29 protein-coding genes are annotated in these 24,734 nt (G+C 33.6%); 13 read left to right on the top strand and 16 right to left on the bottom strand.

Annotation, left to right across the window (positions count from 1 at the left end):
* Positions 1 to 9 precede the first annotated feature (9 nt).
* Positions 10 to 663, top strand: a complete 654-nt coding sequence (locus tag SOJ_RS03035; RefSeq protein ID WP_002506612.1) for a DNA-3-methyladenine glycosylase family protein — start codon at positions 10 to 12, stop codon at positions 661 to 663.
* A 405-nt stretch (positions 664 to 1,068) separates the two neighbouring features.
* Here SOJ_RS03035 and SOJ_RS03030 read toward each other — a convergent pair whose 3' ends face one another.
* Complete coding sequence (locus SOJ_RS03030; protein WP_002506611.1) at positions 1,069 to 1,650, bottom strand: M23 family metallopeptidase; 582 nt, start codon at positions 1,648 to 1,650, stop codon at positions 1,069 to 1,071.
* 201 nt (positions 1,651 to 1,851) lie between these two features.
* Positions 1,852 to 2,790, bottom strand: coding sequence for a nucleoside hydrolase (locus SOJ_RS03025; RefSeq protein WP_002506610.1), 939 nt, complete (start codon positions 2,788 to 2,790; stop codon positions 1,852 to 1,854).
* 393 nt (positions 2,791 to 3,183) lie between these two features.
* Here SOJ_RS03025 and SOJ_RS03020 point away from each other — a divergent pair, with 393 nt between their 5' ends.
* Positions 3,184 to 3,747: a TetR/AcrR family transcriptional regulator gene (locus SOJ_RS03020; protein ID WP_002506609.1), complete on the top strand. Its 564-nt coding sequence runs from the start codon at positions 3,184 to 3,186 to the stop codon at positions 3,745 to 3,747.
* 64 nt (positions 3,748 to 3,811) lie between these two features.
* Here SOJ_RS03020 and SOJ_RS03015 read toward each other — a convergent pair whose 3' ends face one another.
* Positions 3,812 to 4,606: a trypsin-like serine peptidase gene (locus SOJ_RS03015; protein WP_002506608.1), complete on the bottom strand. Its 795-nt coding sequence runs from the start codon at positions 4,604 to 4,606 to the stop codon at positions 3,812 to 3,814.
* A gap of 314 nt (positions 4,607 to 4,920) precedes the next feature.
* On the opposite strand from SOJ_RS03015, the gene SOJ_RS03010 reads away from it, so the two are divergent.
* Both SOJ_RS03010 and SOJ_RS03005 read left to right on the top strand, forming a co-directional pair.
* Positions 4,921 to 5,892 (top strand): LLM class oxidoreductase, encoded by a 972-nt coding sequence (locus SOJ_RS03010; protein ID WP_002506607.1) that lies wholly within the window; start codon positions 4,921 to 4,923, stop codon positions 5,890 to 5,892.
* On the top strand, positions 5,876 to 6,109 hold the full coding sequence (locus SOJ_RS03005; RefSeq protein WP_002506606.1) for a DUF896 domain-containing protein: 234 nt from the start codon (positions 5,876 to 5,878) through the stop codon (positions 6,107 to 6,109). Before SOJ_RS03010 ends, SOJ_RS03005 begins: the two co-directional genes overlap by 17 nt.
* A gap of 106 nt (positions 6,110 to 6,215) precedes the next feature.
* Here the strand turns inward: SOJ_RS03005 and SOJ_RS03000 are convergent, their stop codons facing one another.
* On the bottom strand, positions 6,216 to 7,073 hold the full coding sequence (locus SOJ_RS03000) for a fructosamine kinase family protein (RefSeq protein ID WP_002506605.1): 858 nt from the start codon (positions 7,071 to 7,073) through the stop codon (positions 6,216 to 6,218).
* Between the two features lie 249 nt (positions 7,074 to 7,322).
* Between SOJ_RS03000 and SOJ_RS02995 the strand changes: the two genes are divergently transcribed.
* Positions 7,323 to 8,387: a quinone-dependent dihydroorotate dehydrogenase gene (locus SOJ_RS02995; protein WP_002506604.1), complete on the top strand. Its 1,065-nt coding sequence runs from the start codon at positions 7,323 to 7,325 to the stop codon at positions 8,385 to 8,387.
* 77 nt (positions 8,388 to 8,464) lie between these two features.
* The gene (locus tag SOJ_RS02990; protein ID WP_002506603.1) at positions 8,465 to 8,887 is read left to right on the top strand and encodes a universal stress protein; all 423 of its coding nucleotides are present in this window, start codon (positions 8,465 to 8,467) and stop codon (positions 8,885 to 8,887) included.
* A gap of 95 nt (positions 8,888 to 8,982) precedes the next feature.
* Here the strand turns inward: SOJ_RS02990 and SOJ_RS02985 are convergent, their stop codons facing one another.
* The 10 genes from SOJ_RS02985 to yut form a co-directional block, all read right to left on the bottom strand.
* On the bottom strand, positions 8,983 to 9,792 hold the full coding sequence (locus SOJ_RS02985) for a Cof-type HAD-IIB family hydrolase (RefSeq protein ID WP_002506602.1): 810 nt from the start codon (positions 9,790 to 9,792) through the stop codon (positions 8,983 to 8,985).
* A gap of 57 nt (positions 9,793 to 9,849) precedes the next feature.
* Positions 9,850 to 10,230, bottom strand: a complete 381-nt coding sequence (locus SOJ_RS02980) for a VOC family protein (protein ID WP_002506601.1) — start codon at positions 10,228 to 10,230, stop codon at positions 9,850 to 9,852.
* Positions 10,231 to 10,374: 144 nt separating this feature from the next.
* Positions 10,375 to 10,785, bottom strand: coding sequence for a MarR family winged helix-turn-helix transcriptional regulator (locus tag SOJ_RS02975; RefSeq protein ID WP_002506600.1), 411 nt, complete (start codon positions 10,783 to 10,785; stop codon positions 10,375 to 10,377).
* Positions 10,786 to 11,041: 256 nt separating this feature from the next.
* Entirely contained in the window at positions 11,042 to 11,959 is a 918-nt protein-coding gene (locus SOJ_RS02970; RefSeq protein WP_002506599.1) for an ABC transporter substrate-binding protein, read from the bottom strand.
* Between the two features lie 131 nt (positions 11,960 to 12,090).
* Positions 12,091 to 12,780 carry an ABC transporter ATP-binding protein gene (locus tag SOJ_RS02965; RefSeq protein WP_002506598.1) on the bottom strand — a complete coding sequence of 230 codons (690 nt, stop codon included), beginning with the start codon at positions 12,778 to 12,780 and terminating at the stop codon, positions 12,091 to 12,093.
* Positions 12,773 to 13,552: an ATP-binding cassette domain-containing protein gene (locus SOJ_RS02960; protein WP_002506597.1), complete on the bottom strand. Its 780-nt coding sequence runs from the start codon at positions 13,550 to 13,552 to the stop codon at positions 12,773 to 12,775. The genes SOJ_RS02965 and SOJ_RS02960 overlap by 8 nt, the downstream gene beginning before the upstream one ends.
* A complete protein-coding gene (gene nikC / locus SOJ_RS02955; RefSeq protein WP_002506596.1) occupies positions 13,545 to 14,366 on the bottom strand; it encodes a nickel transporter permease in 822 nt (273 codons plus the stop codon). Before nikC ends, SOJ_RS02960 begins: the two co-directional genes overlap by 8 nt.
* Positions 14,366 to 15,343, bottom strand: coding sequence for a nickel ABC transporter permease (gene nikB / locus SOJ_RS02950; protein WP_002506595.1), 978 nt, complete (start codon positions 15,341 to 15,343; stop codon positions 14,366 to 14,368). The genes nikC and nikB overlap by 1 nt, the downstream gene beginning before the upstream one ends.
* Entirely contained in the window at positions 15,340 to 16,818 is a 1,479-nt protein-coding gene (nikA, locus tag SOJ_RS02945; protein WP_002506594.1) for a nickel ABC transporter substrate-binding protein, read from the bottom strand. Before nikA ends, nikB begins: the two co-directional genes overlap by 4 nt.
* Positions 16,819 to 16,937: 119 nt before the next feature.
* Positions 16,938 to 17,843, bottom strand: coding sequence for an urea transporter (yut, locus tag SOJ_RS02940; RefSeq protein ID WP_002506593.1), 906 nt, complete (start codon positions 17,841 to 17,843; stop codon positions 16,938 to 16,940).
* 215 nt (positions 17,844 to 18,058) lie between these two features.
* Between yut and SOJ_RS02935 the strand changes: the two genes are divergently transcribed.
* The 7 genes from SOJ_RS02935 to SOJ_RS02905 are packed head-to-tail and all read left to right on the top strand — an operon-like array spanning position 18,059 to position 23,117.
* Positions 18,059 to 18,361 carry an urease subunit gamma gene (locus tag SOJ_RS02935; protein ID WP_002506592.1) on the top strand — a complete coding sequence of 101 codons (303 nt, stop codon included), beginning with the start codon at positions 18,059 to 18,061 and terminating at the stop codon, positions 18,359 to 18,361.
* Between the two features lie 15 nt (positions 18,362 to 18,376).
* On the top strand, positions 18,377 to 18,790 hold the full coding sequence (locus SOJ_RS02930) for an urease subunit beta (protein WP_002506591.1): 414 nt from the start codon (positions 18,377 to 18,379) through the stop codon (positions 18,788 to 18,790).
* Positions 18,787 to 20,502, top strand: a complete 1,716-nt coding sequence (ureC, locus tag SOJ_RS02925; protein ID WP_002506590.1) for an urease subunit alpha — start codon at positions 18,787 to 18,789, stop codon at positions 20,500 to 20,502. The genes SOJ_RS02930 and ureC overlap by 4 nt, the downstream gene beginning before the upstream one ends.
* Positions 20,503 to 20,512: 10 nt before the next feature.
* On the top strand, positions 20,513 to 20,965 hold the full coding sequence (ureE, locus tag SOJ_RS02920; protein WP_002506589.1) for an urease accessory protein UreE: 453 nt from the start codon (positions 20,513 to 20,515) through the stop codon (positions 20,963 to 20,965).
* Positions 20,958 to 21,647, top strand: a complete 690-nt coding sequence (locus SOJ_RS02915; RefSeq protein ID WP_002506588.1) for an urease accessory protein UreF — start codon at positions 20,958 to 20,960, stop codon at positions 21,645 to 21,647. The genes ureE and SOJ_RS02915 overlap by 8 nt, the downstream gene beginning before the upstream one ends.
* A gap of 13 nt (positions 21,648 to 21,660) precedes the next feature.
* Positions 21,661 to 22,275, top strand: coding sequence for an urease accessory protein UreG (ureG, locus tag SOJ_RS02910; protein WP_002506587.1), 615 nt, complete (start codon positions 21,661 to 21,663; stop codon positions 22,273 to 22,275).
* Complete coding sequence (locus SOJ_RS02905) at positions 22,275 to 23,117, top strand: urease accessory protein UreD (protein ID WP_002506586.1); 843 nt, start codon at positions 22,275 to 22,277, stop codon at positions 23,115 to 23,117. Before ureG ends, SOJ_RS02905 begins: the two co-directional genes overlap by 1 nt.
* 113 nt (positions 23,118 to 23,230) lie before the next feature.
* Here the strand turns inward: SOJ_RS02905 and SOJ_RS02900 are convergent, their stop codons facing one another.
* A complete protein-coding gene (locus SOJ_RS02900; protein WP_002506585.1) occupies positions 23,231 to 23,437 on the bottom strand; it encodes a hypothetical protein in 207 nt (68 codons plus the stop codon).
* A gap of 124 nt (positions 23,438 to 23,561) precedes the next feature.
* Positions 23,562 to 24,644, bottom strand: coding sequence for a YkvI family membrane protein (locus SOJ_RS02895; protein WP_002506584.1), 1,083 nt, complete (start codon positions 24,642 to 24,644; stop codon positions 23,562 to 23,564).
* Positions 24,645 to 24,734 lie beyond the last annotated feature (90 nt).

The following is a 24,734-nucleotide window of genomic DNA, read 5'->3' as shown; positions in this document are numbered from 1 at the left end:
GTGTTAGAATTGACCTCATGGAATATTCATGTACAAGATGACTGTGTTCAACAATTAATTAAAAAAGATGCAACATTAGCATTACTGATTAAAAAAGTCGGCAATCTTCAAATCAATATTCGTCCTAACCCATTAAAATCTTTAATTCGCTCTATAATAGGACAACAAATCACGGTAAAAGTGGCCGCATCTATTTTCGAACAGCTAACAGATGCTATCAATGATGAATGGACAGTTGATAAACTGTCAGAAATTGAAGATACGCAAATGAAATCCTTTGGTTTATCTAAATCTAAAATTAATTATATTCATAATTTAGTAACACATATACAACATGGAAAACTAGATTTAGAAAATTTGCACAAGTTAAGCAACGATGAAGTTATTCGTACGTTAACTGAAGTAAAAGGTATTGGGCAATGGACTGCAGAAGTTTTTTTATTATTTACATTACAGCGTCCAGATGTTGTCCCTGTTCATGATGTTGGACTGCAAAGATCAGCGCAATGGTTGTACGGTACAACTAAAGCGCAACGAAAAGCACAGCTTGCCTTATGTTCTGAACGTTGGAAGCATTGTGCATCTATTGGTGCATTCTATTTATGGGAAGCCATACATCAAGATTATTTAGCTTACGATTCCATATATGACATCAATGACTAATGTGTATACAGAAAGCTTTGCCAACTGCAAAGCTTCATAATATCGACAAAGCCTACGACTTTGTTGGCATTTTTTGTGCACTCTTTCCGCGGGGACAGCCTCAGCCTGTAGTCTTCAGCTAGTGCTTTTCCCGCAGAAGTCTGCCCAAATCACTGCCACTTTTTAAAATAATAATAATATAATCAATCATTGTTTGAAATTATGTAAAGACAAACGAAAATAAAATTGAATCTATAACTAAATTAGAGAAAAGATATTCCCTACATTTCCAATCATAATTGACCATTGAAATTAATGAACAAAGATTGTCTCAAGGAAAAACATCTATAAAAAAAATCAAATGCCTTTACAGCATTTGATTTGTCTACGTTCTGAGCTTTGGCAACATATTACCAAAACTTTTTATTATTTTTTATATAAACTTTTTTCGCCATCAGGCAGTTTTTCTATAAATGATTTAGGATCTTCGGCATACGTATTACCTACGCCACCATTCATTCTTTGGAAATGAAGATGAGCGCCTGTGGTTTGTTCGCCAGTATTGCCTGAAAGTGCAACGACATCGCCAGCTTGCACTTTGTCACCTACTTCAACCTTATAATCATTTAAATGCATATACCATTGATGATACTGACCATTTGCTTCCGAAATTTGTAAGACTTTCCCACCTAATTCGTTATTAAATGTGCGTGTTACCGTACCATCTGAAGCAGCTTTTATAGGCGTATCTTTAGGTAAATGATAATCTATACCATAATGTTTACCATCAAAATTACTTCTCTCGTATTCACCAAATGTTTCTGTTTCTCTACTTCCATCAAATAACATGCTAAATGAGTTACCATTATCTTCATCAGTCTCGTTACTGCTTTCTTCTGTAAAAGTTTTATTCATACTGTCTTGAATGTCGTCGATGTTAATAATGAGTAGTGTTAACGGAACTATAATAATAATAAGTAAAACAATTGTTTTTATCGTATTTTTCACTATTCAAATCACCTTTATTATATTTAAGTTGTGATATATTAGTATACTTTTTATAGTTTTGATACGCTAATCATACAACTTGAAAACGGCTCATACTTTAGTTTGATGTCACAAAAAAGTCATCGTATATTATTTATACAATGACTTTTCATTCAAATTATTTCAGATTATGCTTCAACGACCTTAAAGCTATATATTATTTTAAGCACTATAACTTCCAAGCATATTTTCCATTAGTTTCCATACGCTTTCTACATCCACTGCAGTAGCGAAATAAGCATTTTTTTCTTTATGCGTAATATCATTTAAATCGACTGCCATCGTCCCATATGTAAGCGGACTTTGGTGTTCAATATCTATGTGTGTATGTTGCATCGTAAATAAGTCTGGCTGTAATAAATACAAAATTGTACAAGCATCATGTATTGGGCCACCATCCATATTAAAATGTGTTTTATATGTTGATTTGAAAAACTCTAAAAGTTCAACGACAAATTTAGCAATTTGATTGTCGATACGCTTAAATCGATTAATGACTTCATCCGTTGCCAATACTTGGTGTGTGACATCTAGCCCAAATACATTAATTGTCACTCCACTATCAAAGATTCGTTTCGCCGCTTCAGCATCTACCCAAATATTGAATTCCGCGTTAGGCGTCCAATTACCGAATGTGCCCCCGCCCATAATTGTTATAGAATCGATATATTGCGTAATGCTTGGATCTTTAATTAATGCAGTTGCTATGTTAGTTAACGGTCCTGTAGCAACAATGGTAACTGGTTCTTCACTCTGCTTTAATGTTTTAATAATGACATCAGCAGCATGATCTGGTGTGGGTTTAAGAGATGGCACTTCAGGTAACTTCGGACCATCCAAACCAGTATTGCCATGAATTTGGGAGGCAAATGAAGCTGGCTTAATTAACGGACGTGTTGCACCAACTGAGACATTGATATCTCCTCTTCCCATAACTTCAAGCACATTCAATGCGTTCTTTGTATTTTTTTCAACAGATTGATTACCTGCCACTGTAGTTACTGCTAAGACATCAAGTGAGCTATTTTTTGCACCAGCTAAAATTAAAGCAATTGCGTCATCATGTCCTGGATCACAATCCATAATAATCTTTTTAGTCATATGCTTCACTCCAATCAAAATATTTTAGATATGTTGCTCATTTCAAATCTCAAAATTAAAACAATAGCTAATACTGAAAGTTCATTTAAAAATTCGCTATAACAAGAATCTTCTACGTAAACCTTACTGTATTCTAATCCTCCAATTCGAAATCTTGCCACATTTCTATCATACTACTTTTTAATATGGTAGTAACAATATTAACTAATCAATATTCAAACCGAAAACCATAGTAATAAACCAATTATGAAACAATGCAATTCATGTTAAAGCACGCCGTTTTATATTTATTTTTACTCATTACAAATCAAGCATATTGACATTCATGAACTAAAGCCAGATAATTTGTATAAATTATCTTATTTGCAACTTATTTAAGGAGGTGTGAAGTCAATGACCACAACACATGTTGATCCACGAATTACCAGAACAAAAAAATTATTGATGGATGCCTTTCGTGACATTGCCAAAGAAAAGAAGTTACAAACCATTACAGTGAAGGATATAACTGAACGCGCAACTGTAAACCGTGCTACATTCTATGCTCACTTTTATGATAAATATGACATTATGGATTATACATTGTCAGAAACCATTCTTAAAAATTTAAACGATAACTTAACCCTTGCTTCCGAACTTAATGAAGAAACATTATGCAAAACGTTTATCACAATTACGAGTTATATTGAAGAAACACATAATGAATGTAAATTAAATAGTGCTGCATATGGTGAAGTAGTTGAAAAGAGAGTAAAAGAAGAACTGGAAGATATTTTCTTAACGTTAATCGTACAAAAACATCCAACTGAAGATAGAGAAGCCTTAGCTACAAGTGCTCGCTTTTTATCGTGGGGGCTATATGGCACAGCTAAACATTGGTTTCATACGAGCAACACTTCTGCACATAACTATATCGAAAAAGCACTTCCTTTGTTTATGAGTCACGTATTAAAATAAATCCTACAAAAAAGCCTCTAAAGCAATGCTTATTTGTTCTAGAGGCTTAAAATTTTTCAAGAAACTATTTTTTGTTTTCATTAATAAAGTCTAATACATCACCAGTTAATGCGACGCCATTATTACTTTCACCTTCTACGCCACCGTAATGTAATCCTACTACTTCATTATTCGCATTAAAGATTGCAGAACCAGAGTTACCGCCAAATGTACTCGCACCGTATGTAAGTTGCGTGCCGCTATTTGTTAATACTTCTCCCTTACTTTCCCACATTGTAGCTAACGATTTATCACCCGGATAGCCAGTTACTGTCACAGGATCACCTTTACTAACACTTGATGCATCTTGGATTGTTGCGGGTTGTACGACATCACCTACAGACTGTCCTTTATCGTTAGTATTAAAATGTACAAGTACTAAGCCTTCTTGACCAGGGTAAGCTTGGACATCTTTTTCAGTAAACTCACCATACGGAAATGAACCTTCATTTTTAGCTGCAGGTGCAAATGTCATATCACCGTTTGAAAGATTAGCAACATGTTTATTTGTTAATACAGTATTTTCATCGATGACTACGCCTGTCGCTATATTGTCTCCCATATTAATGTAGCCTACTGATTGGTAATGGCCTGTAGTGGTATTTTTAATTTGTGTTCTGTCTTCATCAGGTAATATGACCCTTGGCATAACTTCTGATGACTGACTATTGGTTGTATTATCATTTTGTTGTGTTTGTGTTTGCTGATTCGTTGTATCGTTATTTTGAGTATCCGTAGCTGCAGAACTACTAAATGGTGCAATTGCAGATAACATAACTAAAGAAAAAGCTATACTACCTATCATTTTTCTTATAAACATAAATAACCCTCCATTAAAATATATTATACTATTAAAATTTAAAGAATTTTCCAAAAATAATCAAATCATAATATTAGTTTTTGAAAATATATCACCTTAATTTATAAGTTTTTTTAATAGTATATTCTTAGGTTATACCCTATCTTCTAAAATAGTATCATTTTCAAAACAACACATTTCTCTTTATGTTGTTTAAACGATAAATATATAAACATGTTGTTTGCTTTATATCTCGTAACGTAATACAATTCATTTAAACAACAGGTGTTAGTTAGATAATGCTTGTTGCTTAAATAAAGTTAGGAGGGATAGACGTGACAACAATTCAAAAACACAATGGTTTCAAACGGACTTTTCAACAGGGTCATTTGACGTTAGGCTTAACGTTACCTTTTGATAATTCTGAACACATCGCATTGTCGTTGGAACATCAAGTTGATTTAGCGCAATACGCTGAAACACTTGGATTTACGAGCCTTTTTGTACGGGACAGTCCGCTTTATAGCCCACATTTAGGAAATGTAACGACAAACTACGATCCGTTTGTATTTTTAACTTATCTCAGCGCCAAGACATCAAAAATCGCTCTCGGAACATCTAGTATTGTTGCTACATTACGTCATCCAATTCATATAGCGAAAGCTGCTACTTCTCTTGACTTGATTTCAAATGAGCGATTATTATTAGGCGTTGCTACAGGAGATCGATCATTCGAATTTCCAGCTTTTAAAGTAAATACAAACCATTTAACTGAACAATTTCAAACAGCGATAACTTCTATAAACGATTTATGGAAAACACATTCACCGCAAATCTCAAATTCTATATTTGAATTATATGAGGATGCCGGTTTACAAATATTACCAAAACACAAGCATATTCCAATGTTTGCTACTGGTTATTCAAAACAAAATATGTCTTGGCTAAAGAAACACATGGATGGCTGGATGTTTTACCCACAAGATTTTCAGCAGCAAAAGAAATTATTACTAGATTGGCATCAAAATGATGTATTCAAACCTTTTATGCATCCACTTGTTATCGATTTGTCTGTGAATCCAAATGAGTTGGTTAAACCTATTAAAGGTGGTTATCGCTTAGGTAGAAATACTTTAATAAAAATATTAAAATCATATGAGCGTATAGGTACGAATCATATTATGCTCCACTTAGTTGAAAATGAAAGAACTTATAAAAATATATTAACAGAGGTTGGAAATTATATTATTCCACACTTTCCACCTCATGAATTACAGGAGGAAAAAAATTATGACACTATTAGATAGAATTAATATACTAGCAAATAAAGAAAAAGTTGAAACATTGAGCATTGAAGAAAAACAAGAACAACATGTATTAAGACAAGAATATTTACAAATGATTCGTGGACAAGTTGTTAACACATTTTCAACTTTGAAAGTCGTTGATCCTTTAGGTGAAGACATTACGCCAGATAAAGTCTATGAATTACGTGAAAACATGAATACTTTAGATTTAAATTAAATTGATAACTTTATAATAAATATTCACAAAAAACGGCTGTGCACTTTCATATCAAAGCGCACAGCCGTTTACTATTTCTGAGGTTCACAAAGTACAATTACTTATATCAATCGTTTAAAATTTGTTGCATTGAACGATCAACACTGCTCGCATACATATTTCCAAATTTGACTAAGTGTACCATTAATAAATAAAGTCTATAAAATTCTAAGCGTTTCTCCGCACCATCGCTCAATGGATAATGCTTATTATATTCATCATAAAATGATTGTGTAAAACCACCAAACACGGTAGTAATACCTAAATCAAATTCTCTATCACCATATAATGGTGCCGGATCAAATAGTGCAGGCGAACCATTTTCTAAAAACATATAATTGCCTCCCCATAAGTCTCCATGCAATAAGGAAGGTTTACTCGTATGCTTATTCAGTGCATCTATAATGACCTTACGTACACGTTTATATGTTTGAGCATCGTTATCTGTCCATAATTTCAACCGCAATAATTCATCTTTTAAATGATCCAGACGACGTTCCACAAATAATGTTATCCATGAATCTGTCCAGCTATTATCAAATGAAATATCTCCACCTTCATATGGTAAATCAAACCCAAATTTTCCTGATGATTGTTGTTGGCTATGCATTTTCGCAACAAGCTGTCCTAATTCTCTTTGGCTACCAGTTGTGCCTTCATCTAAAAATGTTAAGAGTAAATAAGCATCTTCATTAATTTTTCCGCTTCCAATCACTTTTGGCGCAGTAATTTGCGCTTGTTCAAAAAGGTTTAAACCTGCAATTTCTGCTGCAAAGAAATCTTCATTACGATTACGTTGCACGAGTAAAAAATAAGTTTCATCTGGTGTTGTTACTTGAAATGCTTCATTCACATCTCCACCACCAACTGGAGATATAGATTCTATATGATTTAATGGAAGTTGTGCTTGCCATTCTTGTTTCATTTGTACCCCTCCATAACTATTAAGCTATAATATTGCTACTTAATTATTACCTTTTTCAACATATCTTAATCAATAATGCTTATTGTCATACTTTTTATGTGACACTTCTTAAAATTATCTTGATTTACTCTAGGCATATATTCAGTAAAATGCTAGTCTATTAAAGACATCATTTTCAATATAGCCAACAATATAAATTAACTTTTGGCTTAAATACATATAAAATTCGATTAACGGAGTGATAATCTCATGTATAAACTAATCAAACCTATTTTATTTCAATATGACCCTGAAAAAGCACATGGCATGACTATTGACGCACTGAAATTCGTACAAAAACATTCTAAATTATTACCAGTCATCGAACAGTTATTTCATTATGAGCATACAGCCCTACATCAAGAAATTCATGGTATTCATTTTGACAATCCTATTGGTCTTGCAGCAGGCTTCGATAAATCTTGTGAAGTTCCTAAAGCTTTAGAGAAAGCAGGGTTTGGTGCTATAGAACTCGGAGGTGTTACACCTAAACCACAGCCTGGTAATCCAAAACCACGTATGTACCGATTAGTTGAGGATAACGCTTTAATTAACCGTATGGGCTTCAACAATTTAGGTATGAACAAGGCACTTAGTAACCTACGTAAATATATCTATCAAGTACCTATAGGTTTGAATGTGGGTGTGAATAAATTTACTGATTATGAATCACGTTATCAAGATTATATAAAAGTAATCGATACATTTAGAAATGATGTAACTTTTTTTACTGTGAATATTAGCTCACCTAACACTAAAAATTTACAAAGCTTCCATGACAAAGATGAATTCTCACAACTTTGTTCCGCAATTCAATCATATAAAGACAGTCACAATATCAACGTGCCTATTTTTATCAAGCTGACTTCAGATCTTGATTTAGATAGTTTAGGTCGTATGTTGGACCCTATCGTTGAAACTTTTGATGGCATTATTTTAGCTAATACCACTCAGAAACGTGAACAGTTACATTCTGACAATCAGCATGAAACTGGTGGTTTAAGTGGTAGACCGCTATTTGAACGTAATCTAGAACTCATTTCTTATGCCTATAAACAAACAAATGGTCAGTTCTTAATTATTGGTACTGGGGGTATATTTAATACCAGTGACGTCATTACAATGATGCGTCATGGCGCTTCGCTCGTACAACTTTATAGTGCTTTAGTATTTGAAGGACCAGGACTAACTAAAAAATTAAATAAAAACTTGGCAAAATACCTTAAAACAGAAGGTTATGAGCATATAAATGATATTATAGGGTTAGACGTATAAAATTCAGTAATTATTTAGTTTAAAATCATATTACATTATCTTTATTAGGGTATGTAAATAATAAAGGAGGCGCTATTATGTACAAGAAAATACTATTAGCTTATGACTTTGGCAACACATTCGATAACGTTCCGCAAGAACTACAAAACTTAACTGCTGGCGTAGATGACGCTGAAATTACAATTTTCAATGTTATTTCTGAAGGTGACTTACAAACCTCAGTACGCTATGATGGTAAACATTTTGAAGAATTAGCGAACGAAAAAGGCAAAAAACTAGATCCATTTGTTCAAAAATTAGAAAATCTCGGTTTAAATGTTCGCGTGAGATTTAGTACAGGATACATCAAGCAATCTATTCTGCAAGAAGTTGAAGAAAATAAATATGACATTATCGTCATGAGTAATAAACGTGCAAAGCCAGACATTAAAAATGTTCTTGGGAATGTCACTCATAAAATTGCCAACAGCGCGAATCTTCCTGTATTAATTATAAAATAATAGGCATATAAATAAGGAAGCCTCCATCTAAATCTTGGAAGCTTCCTTTATTTTATTTAAATTGCTATGCAATTATTTTCGACTTATATTGATACTTAATCCTGTTGCTTTAAGTATCTCTCAATTACTTGTAATACACCAGATTCATCATTAGATGGTGCGCGGTGTTGAGCTATTTTTTCAAGTTCTGGGCTACATTTCGCCATAGCATAACTATGTGTGGTCAATGCTAGCATTTCTAAGTCATTATTAGCATCTCCAAAAGCTAATAATTCGTCTTGCTCTATGCCCCACTGGTTTAAAAGTGCTTGAATCGCTACACCTTTATTCACTCCAGGTAAAATAAGATCCACACTCTCAGCACCACTTGTCACGGCTCGTATTTCATGTGCATATTCACTTTCCAAACCAGTTTTCACTTGATTTACGATATTGTCATCTTTGATTCTCATTGCCACTTTAACAAACTGGTCATCTTTGATATCACTAAAGTTTTCAACTTTTTCAATATCGTAGTAATAGTTAGTAATAAAATTCATAAATTCATCGCTACAATCACTTTTAACATATGCTGATTTAATCCCACTTACTATAACATCAGAGATATTATAATCCACCATAATTGTCTGCAGAATATCAAAGGTAAGTTGTTGATCAAAATGTGAAGAAGACACTAATGTATCGTCAACGTATGTAACGGCGCCATTTTCTGCTACATACGTAATTTGTGCTTCCTTGCCTGGGAAATATGATCGTAATTGGGCATATTGATTACCACTTGCTACAATAAATTTGATATTACGTTTTGTTATTCCTTCAAATATTTTTTCAAAATATATTTCATCAAAGGTATGATTGGATTTAAATAACGTTCCATCTTTATCTACTGCAATTGCTTTTATCATCGGTATACATCCTTCCAAATTCGTTATCAACCCTAACAATATATGTTACTACTTACTTTACATCACAATAATATTAAATAAATGGCCATCTATGTCACTAAACAAACCACCATAAAACCCTTCTAACATCGTACCGCTTTGCAATACTTTACCGCCCGCTTCTTTAACTTTATTTAATAATGCATCAACATCTTGAGACTGAGATACAGAAATAGAAACTAATGCTTCATTTGAGCCTATATTAGAAAGCTGAGATGCTTTTTTAAATTGGCTACGTTCAATAAGCATAATAATTTTATTATCGATCGTTTGAATTCCTCTCATTTTATCCAAAACAGCATCATTTTGTTGAATTTTAAAGCCAATTGCACTAAAAAATACTTCACTTGCTTTAAGGTCTTTTACTGGTAAATTTAGCCATGCCGATTGTATATCCATTTTAACACGTCCCCTATTTTTACTCACCATATTATATTTCACTCTATAGAGGGCATTAATCATCTACTTTAAACTATAGAACCGTTATCCACTTACATTGTGATTATTTCCTAGGTTATACTATAAAAACTAAAATTTAATGAATTAATCATCATTAATATGAGTGAGCTTACGAATATGCGATAGGTCAATCTTTTCAATCAATTGTTCATATGTGTTCAACGCCTTTTTAGTCATTGTTAATCCTTCTTCAGTTAGATAGATATACATAGCGCGTTGATCTTCAACACATTCTTGTCTAAAAACGAGCGGACAATCCATTCTTTCTATCCTAACGATTAAACGCGACATTGCACTTTGACTCAAATCTACTATTTTAATTAAATCATTCATTTTATATTTTTTTCCTGTTGCTGTAAAAATTTCGTATAGTACATAAAATTCTTTTAAACTTAAATGATATTGTTGTTTTAACGTTTTTTCTATTAATGATTCTGTGTAGTGTACATATTTTGTCATTTCAATCCAATTATTTATTTTTTGCTGTTGTTCCATATAACATCCCCCAATACTTCTCTAACATCTATATTTATTCTGCTGTTTATTTTATAGCTTTACGTTACATTATAGATTGATTGTTTTGTTAACCCCATAATTTATCATTTAAAAAAGTGAGCGCATTCACTTAAGATTAACACATTCATTATTAAATAAAAAAGTACTCATCCATACCACTAGCACTATAATTTTAAATAAAAAAACATACTGGAAGGCTTTATAAATAAAAAGTCCTCGCAGTATGTTCAGCTCACTATGAATTGCTATTTAATAATTTCTCTTTTAAATCTTTACGTTCATATTCTAATGAATACGGATCATTCAACCAATAAATGCCTTCGTCTACTTTAAATGTATGATTGTTTTGTACCGCTTCAGTATTTTTCCAAATTTCTTTATTTTCAAATGATAAGTCAGACCCTTTTGCTACAGGAGTCACAACATAATCGCCAGCCATTTTAGGAAGCTCTTCTTCTGAGATATCAGCTAAATCATTTTCTTTTGTTGCTTTTTCTACTGTCTCTGGCATTTTCAACCCAAATGAGTCGTATAAAATCTCACTACCGTGACCATATGTTTTACCTAGCGCATAGATTTTTTTGTCAAAATCTTTGATGATAGACACTGTTGTATCTGCTCCAATGGCATCTTTGATTTCTTTACCATCATCTTTTGTTTTTTGCTCCCAGTCTTCAACCCATTTTTTTGCTTTATCTTCTTTGCCAACAATTTTCCCTAGCTCTAGGTGCTGTTCTTTATAATCATGTTTTGCATAATCAAAGGCAACAGTTGGTGCTATTTTTTTCATTTTTTTCAAGTTTTCATCTGTATTATAAGTAATGATTAAATCTGGTTTGAGTTTCGCGACGCTTTCTACATTTTCAGCATCTACCTTCTCCACATCTTTAAATTTTTCTTTTAATACTTTACTGTCATCAACGATATTCGCAACTCCTACAATATTCGCATCAAGTTGTTTTAAACCACCTGCATATGTTGCCCCTAAAACGACAATACGCTTAGGATTTTTAGGTATTTTCACTTTATCTCCTGAGTCTTGTTTGTAAGTTGTTTTTTCGCTATCTTTTTTAGACGACTTGTCTTCTGAGCCATTGCTACACGCTGCAAGTACAAGCACCAACACTAACAAAGGTAATAATAGTTTCTTCATTGTTTTATGTCCCCTTTTTTTATCGTATTTTAAATTATACAGGAAGCTGTATTAAACACAATAATATATAAAGAATTACTATTTGAAATTCTAAATGATTGTAGATGTTATATAAATAAACAGCCACTTTCTTAATATATAGAAAGTAACTGTTTTGTATATTCATGTCGTTGATTACTAAATAAATTCTCTACATTAAAATCGTCTACAATGATGCCATTTTTCATTACAATAACTCTTTCAACCAAATGATTTAAAAAGGCAATATCATGAGAAATCATCAACATGCCTTTTTGTGTTCTGTGATGATAATCTTTCAGCACTTCTATCATTTTTTGTTCTGCAATAACATCTAAGCTGGCTGTGATTTCATCACATAGAAGCATATCTGGTTCCAACATAAGTGTACGGATTGTATTAAATCGCTGTAATTGGCCACCACTTAATTCATCAGGTAACCTATCCAACAACTTAGTATCTAGGTCCATATATGTCATCATTGCTTTCATTCTTCGATGTACATCACTCATAATCGTACCTTTATAATACTGTATAGGTTCTGCTAAGGATTTCCCCATATTAAATTTCGGATTAAAACTATCATATGCATGCTGAAATATAGGTAATAATGTTAATCCATGTGTGATGATTTGTCCTTCGGTCGGTTGAAGTAAACCTAGCATAAGATGCGCTAAAGTTGTTTTTCCGGAACCACTTTCACCTACGATACCAATAATTTCATCCGCTTTTATAGTCAGGTTAATATTAGTTAAAATAGGATCTTGATCATATTTAAAATTTATTCCTGTTAATTCAATCATAAGCATTCTCCCTTCTTAGCTGACTACGGGAATTAAATAACTCCAGGCTATAGGGTTTTACATTGTGATTTTTAAAGGCTTGAACATGATTAGAATCTATTATTTCTCCGTGACGTATCACATGAATCCAGTCACTAAAATCTAAAACGTGTGATAAATTATGTGTGATAATTAATAAAGTTACTTGATGCACTTCCGCTAAATGTTTAATTAAGTTCATTACATTATAACCCGTTATCGCATCTAATGATGAGGTTGGTTCATCAGCGATAATGACTTCTGGATTTAACATCAGAACACTCGCAATTTGTACCCTAGCAAGTTGTCCTCCAGACAAGCTAAAGCAGTAGCGGTCCATGACTTGGTCAGGTACTAAATCTACCCATTGTAATGCTTTAATGACAAACTGCTTTGCCACTGCTTTCTTAACTTTATAGTGCATTCTGTAAATAGCCATAAGTTGTTTACCCAATTTTGTATGATCATTAAAGCTGTGTGTATAGTCTTGAGAAATAAAACCGATATCTTTGCCTAATAAAGTATGTATATCTATGACACTTTGGTTTTTGTAACGTAATCCATCAAATTCCATATCTAATGTACGTGGTACACGTTGAACGAGTGCTTTGGCAGTTAAACTTTTACCCGAACCACTTTCACCAACTAGGACATTCACTTTACTTTGCTTAAGTCCTAGGTTGATATTATGAATGAGCTTAGTACCTGAATTGTCTTTGATTGATAGATTGGATATATCGAGTATATTAGTCATCCAAATCACGCTTCCCTTTTAATAATTTATCTCGTAAGGCATCACCAGCTAAATTAAATAATAAAATTGTTAGTGTAATTAAAGTTGCTGGAACAATTAACAGTAATGGATATGAGCTAATATAGTCACGTCCAGCATTAAGCATTGCTCCCCATTCAGGTGAAGGTGGTTGTGCGCCTAGCCCTAAAAAGGATAGTGATGAAATATAAAGAATAATTTTACCAAAATCAACAGTCATCAGCACAATAATAGATGGCGTAACTTGTGGTAAAAAATGTTTCCAAATAATTGTACGCGTTGGCACATTAAATAACTTAGCCATTTGTATATAGGGTTTCATCATTTCACTGCTTATTACAGAACGTGTAAGTCTTGTATATGTCATCCATTTAATTATTGTAATGGCGATGACTAAATTCCAAATACTCGGTTTAAAAAAGCTGGCAAATGCAATCATCAATACAAATTCTGGAATGCTTAGTCCAATGTCAATTAAACGCATAATCACTGTATCGACGATTCCCTTTTTGTAACCGGCTAAAAGACCAAGTGGAACACCAATAATTACCGTAACGAGTAATGTAATCAAACTAATGAGTAAAGTATACCTTGCCCCAACGATAACTCGTGATAATAAATCTCTACCATAATCATCTGTCCCTAACCAATGAGTCAGACTTGGCGTTTCCAAAGCATTACCTAAATGCACTTCTAACGCACTATTAGTTGAAACAAAAAATTGCGCTATTATAATGACGATGAGATAGAAAGAAAAACCATAGAAAATGAGATTGTGTTTATTAATATGTTTCATTACATCTCACCATCCTGACGCGCTACTTTAGTCTTTTTACGATTTTTATTGTATCGACGTTTTGGATCTAGCCATAATAACAATAAGTCACTGATTGTGTTAGCAAGAACAACAAGGAAACCAATCATAAGAACTGCACCTTGCACAACAGGATAATCCCTTGCTCTAATACTATCGACTAGGAAATGACCAATACCTGGTATACTAAATAAGTTTTCAATAACGACTGTGCCACCAATAAGACTGCCTATAGACATACCCAAGACTGTAACGACCGGTATAATAGCAGGCTTAAACAAGTCTTTCCATAAAATATAACGTTCAGACATCCCTCTGAGTCGAGCCGCTTCTACTTCTTTAGATTGGTACAGTTCTACTAAATTAGAACGCATTAATCTGACATAATAGGCACTCATACCTATGCTCAGTGCTATCATAGGTAATACGTAGCCTGCTAACGAATCTAATCCAGATGATGGAAGTAAGTTGAGTTTTTGTGCGAATACATAAATCAATAAAGTTCCTAAAAAGAATGAAGGTATACTAACAGTAAAAGATGTCACTGTGCGGATCAATGTATCAATCCAAGTATGATAGTATTTCGCTGCAATAATACCTAATGGCACTGCTACAATAAAAACGATAATGATAGTCAAAATAGCAATGAATGCTGTAGGTGGCGTATAATAAATTAATTCATTGATTACAGGCTCGCCTGTTTGATAACTCGTACCAAAATTCAACTGCACAATTTGTCCTAACCATTGAATGTATTGGATGACTACGGGTTGGTCTAAACCTAATTTTTGTTTGGTAGCTTCAATTTGTTCACTTGAAACGTTAGCTACATCTAAATGTAAAATTTTGTCGACTGGGTCTCCCGGCGTAAGTTTCATTAATATAAAAGTGATAGTAGAAAGGACAAACAATACAATGATCATTTGTCCAATTCTAGAAAGTATATTTTTTAATATCATTGTTTTTTATCCACTTTATAATCGATGAGATAGACGCCTTCAGGAGTTGCTTTTAAGTTTTCTACATCTTTACTCATACCGACGATATTATCATTATATGAAATATAGCTATTTGCTAAGTCATTGCTAGTTATATCAATAATTTTATTCGTTAAACGATGACGTTCTTTTGTATCTACTGTTTTATTAAATTGATTTATTAAAGCAGTCACTTTGTCATTATCATAATCACCTGCATTAATCGCACCTTGTGGTTTATACGCTTGGTTGAAGAAATAACCAGTGTCTCCTCTTGGAATCGTACCAAAGCTATAAAGTGATGCATCCCACTGACTTTTATCTTTTAGGTAACCTTGGATATCATCCACATTACGTAATTTAATATCAATATTGGCTTTTTTAGCATCTGATTGGATGACTTGTGCAATTTTGGGAAGTTCTGGACGTCCATTATATGTTGAAACTGTTAATTGTAATGGATGTTCTTTTGTATAGCCTTCTTCTTCCATTATTTGCTTCGCTTTATCTATATCTTGTTTCTGCACTTGTCGATTCTCTATAAAATCTAATTTTGTATTGAAAGGTCCAGTCGCAGGTTCAGCATGACCTTTAGACACATTTTTCGCAATACTTTCACGATTTATTACTTTATCGAGTGCTTCGCGTACAGGTTGCGTCATCTTATCGCTTGTATGGTTATATAAGAGTAAGCCTGTTCTAAATCCTGAGACACTTGATACTTTTGTTTCATCACTCTCTTTTAGTGTTTTTACTTTTTCCACAGGTACATCTGTAATAACATCTGCTTTCCCAGAGTCTAAATCACTCGTACGTGCGTTACCATCTTCTTGATAAGTAACATTAATATGATCTAGTTTCGGTTTACCTTGCCAGTAGTCTTTATTCTGATCTAATTTAATTTTTTGAGATTGCTTATAATCTTTAATTTGATATGGTCCAGTACCAACAGGGGTTTTATTTACATCGCCCTTTGCTTCCGTATCATAGATTGCTGAAAATGGACTGGCAAGCTCTGAAACTAATTCAGGATATGCTTCTTTTGTCGTAATCGTAACATTTTGTCCGTCTACTTGAATGTCCTTAATAGGAAGAGATCCTTTTACCAAGTCACTTTTCTCAATACTTTCTTCCAAACTAGATTTCACTGCTTTACCAGTCACTTTTTTACCATTTTGGAATTTAATATCATCTTTTATTTTTAGATCGAGTTGAGTTGGTGACTTTTGATTATATGATTCAACTAATAATTTTTGAACTTTTCCTTCAGCGGAGGCTTTAAACAAAGATTCTGCTGCGCCAATTTTCACTGGTACATCGGTTTCATAAGGGGCGATTGAAGTTGTTTTTAAAGGTAACTCAATGTTCAAAGTGTTTCCTTTAGATTGACTTCCAGATCCACTACATCCTGCTAAAGTAATTGCTGCGGTTGCAAACAATACCACTAATCTTTTCATTTATTTTCCTTCTTTCTAAAAAACCATTCTTAAAATCAATTAGAAATTTATATTTTAAAACTTATAACAATAGAGTTAACTACACTTTCAACCAGATTAATTTAAGTTTTCATGTTATATCACTCTATTTGTTGTTCTTTCATTTGATTACCCGCAAATAGCATAATCCACGTAGCAATAATAAATGGCAATGTAAATACCGGCAAACCAAATGGTGTTAATAATGTAGTCATGCCTGCATGTAATATGACAGTTAGCAGAATGCCTAACACAATACTTATATAACGCGGAATTCTAGTACTAAATGCGACACCTAAAGCTAACACTGTAAGTATGACATTATAGCCAAACAGACCATCATTAATTTGGTCGTGATTACCACCAAGTACCGTGACTGCTGCAAAACCTATAATATTTGCAATAATTGCAAATGTACCAGCTTTTCTGGAAGCAATAAAAATACCAATAAGAATTAATATACCTGCAATCATATTTTTAAGTAAAAATATTTCACTGAAACCCGTCAAAAATGCACTTATAAAGTCGATACTATGACCAGAAAATTTAATTTCCTGAACTGTATTCGGCAAAATATTAACATCTGCGTTCACAAATTTAAATTGGAATGACATGAGTAATACAATCCAACTTACAAATACATATGGCATTGTTAACATTGGCACACCAAATGGTTTGAAAAACTCTCTAAATGCCGAACCAATAGGCATTGTTATAATAATTGCCACTAATACAATAACCACACTATACCATTCTGGTACTAAGAATAATGTTAATGCAATGGCAGTAAGTACGGGATTGAACCCGGCCAATCCCGTGTTGATTTCCTCTTCTGAATAATTCGTGCGTTTTGCAAGCAATAGGGAAATGACACTTGCACTCAAAGCCATTAGCCCCACTTTCCAATTACCTACAAAAATACCTGCTAAAACAAACAATCCTGTCCACGAATTGTTCAATAATAATACTTGCGCAATATTCTTCAATATTATCCGAATAGCGTCCACAACGTCACCTGATTTCTATATACTTTGACTTAAATAATAATATATTAATATCCACTAAATTTAAAGAGATACATATCGCCTGTAATAAAATTCTTTTTTTTTATTTTTCACGCTCACAAGGGGTTATTCTTGTAGTTAAATACTATTCGGAATATCATTATATAGCGGACATAATTAACGGACACGATATAAATAATTGAAAGGTAGTGAAGCTCGTGCATTTTACACAACGTGAACAAGATAAGTTGATGCTAGTTGTAGCAGCAGATTTAGCACGCAGACGTCAACAACGCGGTTTAAAATTAAATTATCCAGAGGCAGTAGCTATAATTAGTTTTGAACTACTTGAAGGTGCTAGAGATGGAAAATCTGTGGCAGAACTGATGAGTTATGGGAAACAAATATTAAGTGAAGATGATGTAATGGAAGGTATTGCCGATATGCTAACAGAAATGGAAATTGAAGCGACTTTCCCTGACGGAACTAAATTGATTACCATACATCACCCAATCGTATAAAGGAGGATTTATATTATGAAACCTGGTGAAATTATAGTTAAACGTACAGAAATAGAAGTAAATAAAGGTCATAAATCCACAATACTTAATGTGAAAAATACTGGAGATCGACCAATACAAGTCGGCTCACATTATCACTTTTTTGAAGCGAATCCAGCGCTAGACTTTGACCATGAAAAAGCCTATGGTAAACGACTCGATATTCCTGCTGGTGCAGCCGTTCGTTTTGAACCGGGTGATGAGAAAGAAGTTCAACTCGTTGAATTTTCTGGCAAACGAAAAATTTATGGTTTTCACGGTGCTGTAAATGGAGCAATTGATGAGTCTCGTGTCTATAGAGATGAAACAGACACTTCAGCTACAGAAATCGTTGAAGAAGAAAATCAAGAAAACGAAAATGCTAATAAAGAAAGTGGGTATAAAGCATGAGTTTTAAAATGACGCAATCACAATATACAAGTCTTTATGGGCCAACTGTTGGTGACTCTGTAAGACTTGGAGATACAAATTTATTTGCAAGAGTAGAAAAAGATTACGCTACGTATGGCGATGAGGCGACATTTGGTGGTGGTAAATCTATCAGAGACGGCATGGCTCAAAATCCTAATGTAACACGTGATGATAAACAGGTTGCAGATTTAGTTATGACAAATGCAATGATTATCGACTACGATAAAATTATTAAAGCTGATATTGGTATTAAAAATGGCTATATTATGGCAGTCGGAAAAGCAGGTAATCCTGATATTATGGATAATGTAGATATTATTATTGGTACTACGACTGATATTATTTCTGCAGAAGGTAAAATCGTAACTGCAGGTGGTATTGATACACACGTTCACTTTATTAACCCTGAACAGTCACAAGTTGCGCTTGAAAGTGGTATAACTACGCATATTGGTGGCGGCACTGGTGCATCTGAAGGTGCAAAAGCAACTACAGTTACTCCAGGACCATGGCATCTACACCGCATGTTAGAATCTGCAGAATCATTGCCATTAAATATTGGGTTCACTGGTAAAGGTCAAGCAGTCAATCACACTGCCTTAGTAGAACAAGTACATGCTGGTGCGATTGGCTTAAAAGTACACGAAGACTGGGGTGCGACACCTTCAGCATTAGACCACGCTTTGCAAGTCGCAGATGACTATGATGTTCAAATCGCACTACACGCCGATACATTAAATGAAGCTGGCTTCATGGAAGAAACAATGGCCGCAGTTAAAAACCGCGTATTACACATGTATCATACAGAAGGTGCTGGTGGTGGCCACGCGCCAGATTTAATTAAATCTGCTGCCTATCCAAACATTTTACCTTCTTCTACAAATCCAACACTTCCATACACAGTAAATACTGTAGACGAACATTTAGATATGGTTATGATTACCCACCACTTAAACGCTGCAATCCCTGAAGACATCGCATTTGCTGATTCACGTATTCGTAAAGAAACAATTGCAGCAGAAGATGTATTACATGATATTGGCGTATTTAGTATGGTAAGTTCTGATTCTCAAGCTATGGGACGTGTCGGTGAAGTTATTACACGTACTTGGCAAGTTGCACACCGTATGAAAGAACAACGTGGTGCATTAGAAGGTGACAGTAAACATAATGACAATAACCGTATCAAACGTTATATCGCTAAATATACGATTAACCCTGCCATTACACATGGTATTTCAGATTATGTTGGCTCTATTGAAGAAGGCAAACTCGCCGATATTATCATGTGGGAACCTGCTTTCTTTGGCGTAAAACCAGACGTTATCCTTAAAGGTGGACTCATTAATACAGCCATTAATGGTGATGCTAACGGTTCTATCCCTACTTCTGAACCCTTGAAATACCGTAAAATGTACGGACAATTAGGTGGCAATATGCAAAGTACTTCAATGACTTTCGTTTCTTCAACAGCATACGAAAATGATATTGATAAAGTACTCGGCTTAAAACGTAAAGTAAGACCTGTTCGTAATATCCGTAAGTTAAGTAAAGCAGATATGAAAAACAACAATGCAACACCAAAAATAGATGTTGATCCACAAACATATGAAGTATTCGTGGACGGTGAAAAAATCACAAGTGAACCAGCTACTGAATTACCGTTAACTCAACGCTATTTCTTATTCTAGGAGGTAAAAAATGATCATCGAAGAAATTGTAGGAAATATCGCTAACATTGCTGATAGTGAAAAAGGTAAACATATAGAAAAAGTATACTTGGAAAACTCTGATTTAGTTAAACGTATTCAACGTGTAACGACAGACCATGGTAATGAAATAGGAATTCGTTTAAAACAACCTATTGATTTACAATATGGCGACATTTTATATAAAGACGATACCAATATGATTATCGTAGATGTGAATTCTGAAGATTTACTCGTTATTAAACCACGTACGCTTCAAGAAATGGGAGATATCGCGCATCAACTTGGAAACAGACATTTGCCAGCACAATTTACAGAAACTGAAATGCTTGTACAATACGACTACTTGGTAGAATCATTATTAAAAGATTTAGGGATTCCATACGAGCATGAAGATCGTAAAGTAAATAAAGCATTTAGACATATAGGTCATTCACATGACTGATCATGCACATCTACGTCTGTTTCAATTTTGTGATTCTCAATTCCCGACAGGTGCATTTAGTCATTCCTTTGGCCTTGAAACTTATATTCAACGTGACACAGTACATGACGAAGCAAGCTTTCAACAATGGCTCGCGTTATTCTTAAACGAACAATTGACATATGCAGATGGCTTAGCCATGCGACTCGTCTACGATGCGCTTAATCAAAATGATTCAGAATCTATATTGCGATTAGATAAAATTCTTTTCGTACAAAACTTACCTAAAGAAACACGCCAAGGTTCAAAACAAATGGGTAACCGCATGGTCAAACTCGCTTCTGAACTTTATGATAGTGACTGGATTGACTGGTACAATGCGCAACTAAAAGAGAAAAAAGCCAAGTTGCATCCTGCCATTTGTTTTACGATGCTCGGACATCATTTAGGAGTCGATATCGAAACAATTATTGATTATTATTTATATCAAAACGTGTCCAGTTTAACTCAAAATGCGGTACGCGCAATTCCTTTGGGACAAACTGCTGGTCAACGTATTGTACATCATATGATTCCACTTATGAAAGAGACAAGAGACTATATCATGACATTGGATGAATCCCAACTAGGTATTACTGCACCAGGATTAGAAATCAATCAAATGGAACACGAGAACGTCAATGTAAGAATTTTTATATCTTAGGAGGACAATTTTTATGACAGAGACAGTTAAAATAGGTATCGGTGGCCCTGTGGGTGCAGGGAAAACCCAGCTTATCGAGAAAATTGTTAAACGTTTAGCAAAAGACTTGAGCATTGGTGTTATCACTAATGATATATATACAAAAGAAGATGAAAAAATATTAGTTAACTCAGGTGTATTACCTGAAGATAGAATTATCGGTGTTGAAACGGGTGGATGCCCACACACAGCAATTCGTGAAGATGCATCAATGAACTTTGCAGCAATTGATGAACTAAAAGAACGCAATGAAGATATAGAACTTATTTTCATTGAATCTGGTGGCGATAATTTAGCGGCAACTTTCAGTCCGGAACTCGTTGATTTTTCAATTTATATTATTGATGTTGCACAAGGCGAAAAAATTCCACGTAAAGGTGGACAAGGTATGATTAAATCTGACTACTTTGTAATCAATAAGACTGATTTAGCGCCTTATGTTAATGCATCATTAGAACGCATGGCAGAAGATACAAAAGCATTCCGTGGTAACCGCCCATTCACTTTTACAAATCTTAAAACCGATGAAGGCTTAGACAATGTACTTGAGTGGATTGAACAAGATGTATTTCTTAAAGGATTAGCTTAATGTCTGAGTCAAATCCACAATGGACTGGCCAATTAGATCTAACTGTTTTTAATAACGGAAAAAAATCTGTTGCGCGTGATATCTTTTTTGAAAGAGCATTAAAAGTAATGCGTCCAGTCTACTTAAACGGCTCTGATATTCCTACATTTTATATTGTGAATGTAGGTGGCGGTTATTTAGATGGCGATCGCTATAACATGAACTTTAATGTAGACACTGATGCAAAAGTGATATTAACTTCGCAAGGTGCAACAAAGATTTATAAAACGTTGAATGATCATGTGGAACAATATCAAAATTTCAATATTAAAGATAACGCTTATGCGGAATATGTAGGCGATCCAATTATCGCTTTTGAAAATGCCAAATTCTACCAACATAATACATTTAACTTGAGTTCAACAGCTTCTTTATTTTATACAGATATTTTAACACCAGGATATTCTAAAGAAGGTAAAGCCTTTAGCTACACATATATGCATTTATTAAATGAAATTTATGTAGACGATGATCTCGTTGTATTTGATAATATGTTACTTGATCCAACTAAAAATAAAGTCGATGATATTGGTTACATGGAGCATTATAGCCACTTGGGTTCTTGCTATTTTATCCACCCAGATGTTAACCAAAAATTTATAGATAACGTATTCGATCAAATTAAACACTTGCAACAAGTATATGATTGTCGTTTTGGTATTACACAGTTACCAACACATGGTTTTAGCATTCGTATTTTATCTAACAAAACACAAGTAATCGAAAAGATTTTAACAACATTACAAACTTATGTTGTTAAAGAAATCTTCGATCGTGACGTTGATTTTTTAAGAAAATATTAGTTATTCTCTAGGTTGGACATAAATGCCATTCTCAAAATAAAAGGACTAATCCGTATTAAATGGATTAGTCCTTTTAAACATATAAATTATTTTTCAAACTAAAGACACAACTTTTAAATTAGATTAAGTAACCAAACTAAACTTATCACTAATAAAACAATCGTAACGATATAGATTAATAACTTTTGTCGTTTAGTTAAAGTTTTTTCTCCATCCGTAAACAAACTAAATAACGAACCATCCTTGCCCATTAATAATGCGATAGAATAAATAAGTAAGACTAAAGATAAAATAAATAATATTAATGCAACAAATACCATAATAGTACTCCTCTCACAATACAATCTGTTTTTCTTAGTTCTATGCCTATTCATTCTATCTTAATATTCAAATTTGTAAAACAAAGCCTATATAAATAATCATATTGATTTTATTTCTATTATACTATGGCAAATCTCCTTTTTTCTCTAATCGTTTAACTTTAAATGGTGCATAAATTAATACCATAATTAATACTAATCCTAAATATCCAATGAATGGATAAAAGAATGACATTAAGTCTGTAAATCCTGCAAAACTTACTGCAAAGCCAATTAAAATAGCTACGATATAAAATATTTTAAACTGTATTGTTTCAGGAGTAGTAAAACGTGTAGCAAGTGAATAGAACATACCTAAACACGTATTAAATATCATTAAATAGATAATGATAGACATAAGAACACCTAAAATTGGAGATATATCATTTACAAGCCCTAACATCGGCATTGGTAAATCCCCTACCGTTTCAATTTTAGAAAGTATCGCAAAATGACTTATCATAATCATTATGCCTAAAAAAAATCCTCCGAAGAAGCCACCCCATGCAGCTACCTTAGGATTCTTCTCACTACCACCCATAACAATTGCCATAGTTGCTCCTAAACTGATATTTAATGAAACGTAATTAACGCCTGAAATAAACCAATTCGGCACCGCTGACGTATGTTCTTTAGCTATGTCAGTGAGTTCAGTAAACGTACCTGACATAGTAAACAAGCAATAAACCGCAACAACGAGAATCGCTATAATCAATAACGGTGTAATATTACCGATAACTTTAACAACATTATCTACACGTAACATACCGAATAAAAATACTAAGAGAACCATTAATAATGTTCCAAGTACTGCTGGTATACCAAACTGTTGTTCAAAGTTCGAACCGCCACCAGCAAGCATTACGACACCAAATCCAAATAAAGCGATGATGAGTACAATATCTATCACCCATGCAAGCACTTTACCAAACAATGTACCGCCTGTTAATTTATGTATTACATCATTATGACTCTGAGCTTTAAACTTACTACCTAGCCATACAAGTACCATACCAATATATGAAAATAACATTGTTGAAACAATTGCTGCAAATATACCCAACTTACCGAAACTAGTAAAATATTGTAGGATTTCTTGTCCCGAAGCAAATCCAGCACCCACAATTATACCAATTAAGGCACTACCTATTAAAAATACTTTCTTCATAGTAATCCCCTTTGTACGTAGTAATATTTTTTGTTTAAAACGTAAAATCATCATTGTGAAATAGAACGCATTACATTCCAAACCCCTTTA

Source organism: Staphylococcus sp. OJ82 (genome assembly GCF_000294465.1).
GTDB lineage: Bacteria > Bacillota > Bacilli > Staphylococcales > Staphylococcaceae > Staphylococcus > Staphylococcus equorum.
Note: the sequence above shows the minus strand (reverse complement) of the source record. Positions and strands in the feature narration are given on the sequence as shown.

Bases quoted from the DNA above. Each gene is read 5' to 3' on its own strand.
- SOJ_RS02965 (WP_002506598.1), bottom strand. From the start codon at position 12,780: ATGATTGAATTAACAGGAATAAATTTTAAATATGATCAAGATCCTATT.
- SOJ_RS02985 (WP_002506602.1), bottom strand. From the start codon at position 9,792: ATGATAAAAGCAATTGCAGTAGATAAAGATGGAACGTTATTTAAATCC.
- SOJ_RS02970 (WP_002506599.1), bottom strand. From the start codon at position 11,959: ATGAAGAAACTATTATTACCTTTGTTAGTGTTGGTGCTTGTACTTGCA.
- SOJ_RS02990 (WP_002506603.1), top strand. From the start codon at position 8,465: ATGTACAAGAAAATACTATTAGCTTATGACTTTGGCAACACATTCGAT.
- SOJ_RS02995 (WP_002506604.1), top strand. From the start codon at position 7,323: ATGTATAAACTAATCAAACCTATTTTATTTCAATATGACCCTGAAAAA.
- ureC (WP_002506590.1), top strand. From the start codon at position 18,787: ATGAGTTTTAAAATGACGCAATCACAATATACAAGTCTTTATGGGCCA.
- SOJ_RS03000 (WP_002506605.1), bottom strand. From the start codon at position 7,073: ATGAAACAAGAATGGCAAGCACAACTTCCATTAAATCATATAGAATCT.
- SOJ_RS02905 (WP_002506586.1), top strand. From the start codon at position 22,275: ATGTCTGAGTCAAATCCACAATGGACTGGCCAATTAGATCTAACTGTT.
- SOJ_RS03015 (WP_002506608.1), bottom strand. From the start codon at position 4,606: ATGTTTATAAGAAAAATGATAGGTAGTATAGCTTTTTCTTTAGTTATG.
- nikB (WP_002506595.1), bottom strand. From the start codon at position 15,343: ATGATATTAAAAAATATACTTTCTAGAATTGGACAAATGATCATTGTA.
- SOJ_RS03005 (WP_002506606.1), top strand. From the start codon at position 5,876: ATGACACTATTAGATAGAATTAATATACTAGCAAATAAAGAAAAAGTT.
- SOJ_RS02980 (WP_002506601.1), bottom strand. From the start codon at position 10,230: ATGGATATACAATCGGCATGGCTAAATTTACCAGTAAAAGACCTTAAA.
- SOJ_RS02975 (WP_002506600.1), bottom strand. From the start codon at position 10,785: ATGGAACAACAGCAAAAAATAAATAATTGGATTGAAATGACAAAATAT.
- nikA (WP_002506594.1), bottom strand. From the start codon at position 16,818: ATGAAAAGATTAGTGGTATTGTTTGCAACCGCAGCAATTACTTTAGCA.
- ureG (WP_002506587.1), top strand. From the start codon at position 21,661: ATGACAGAGACAGTTAAAATAGGTATCGGTGGCCCTGTGGGTGCAGGG.
- SOJ_RS03020 (WP_002506609.1), top strand. From the start codon at position 3,184: ATGACCACAACACATGTTGATCCACGAATTACCAGAACAAAAAAATTA.
- ureE (WP_002506589.1), top strand. From the start codon at position 20,513: ATGATCATCGAAGAAATTGTAGGAAATATCGCTAACATTGCTGATAGT.
- SOJ_RS02900 (WP_002506585.1), bottom strand. From the start codon at position 23,437: ATGGTATTTGTTGCATTAATATTATTTATTTTATCTTTAGTCTTACTT.
- SOJ_RS02915 (WP_002506588.1), top strand. From the start codon at position 20,958: ATGACTGATCATGCACATCTACGTCTGTTTCAATTTTGTGATTCTCAA.
- SOJ_RS02960 (WP_002506597.1), bottom strand. From the start codon at position 13,552: ATGACTAATATACTCGATATATCCAATCTATCAATCAAAGACAATTCA.
- SOJ_RS02930 (WP_002506591.1), top strand. From the start codon at position 18,377: ATGAAACCTGGTGAAATTATAGTTAAACGTACAGAAATAGAAGTAAAT.
- SOJ_RS03025 (WP_002506610.1), bottom strand. From the start codon at position 2,790: ATGACTAAAAAGATTATTATGGATTGTGATCCAGGACATGATGACGCA.
- nikC (WP_002506596.1), bottom strand. From the start codon at position 14,366: ATGAAACATATTAATAAACACAATCTCATTTTCTATGGTTTTTCTTTC.
- SOJ_RS02895 (WP_002506584.1), bottom strand. From the start codon at position 24,644: ATGAAGAAAGTATTTTTAATAGGTAGTGCCTTAATTGGTATAATTGTG.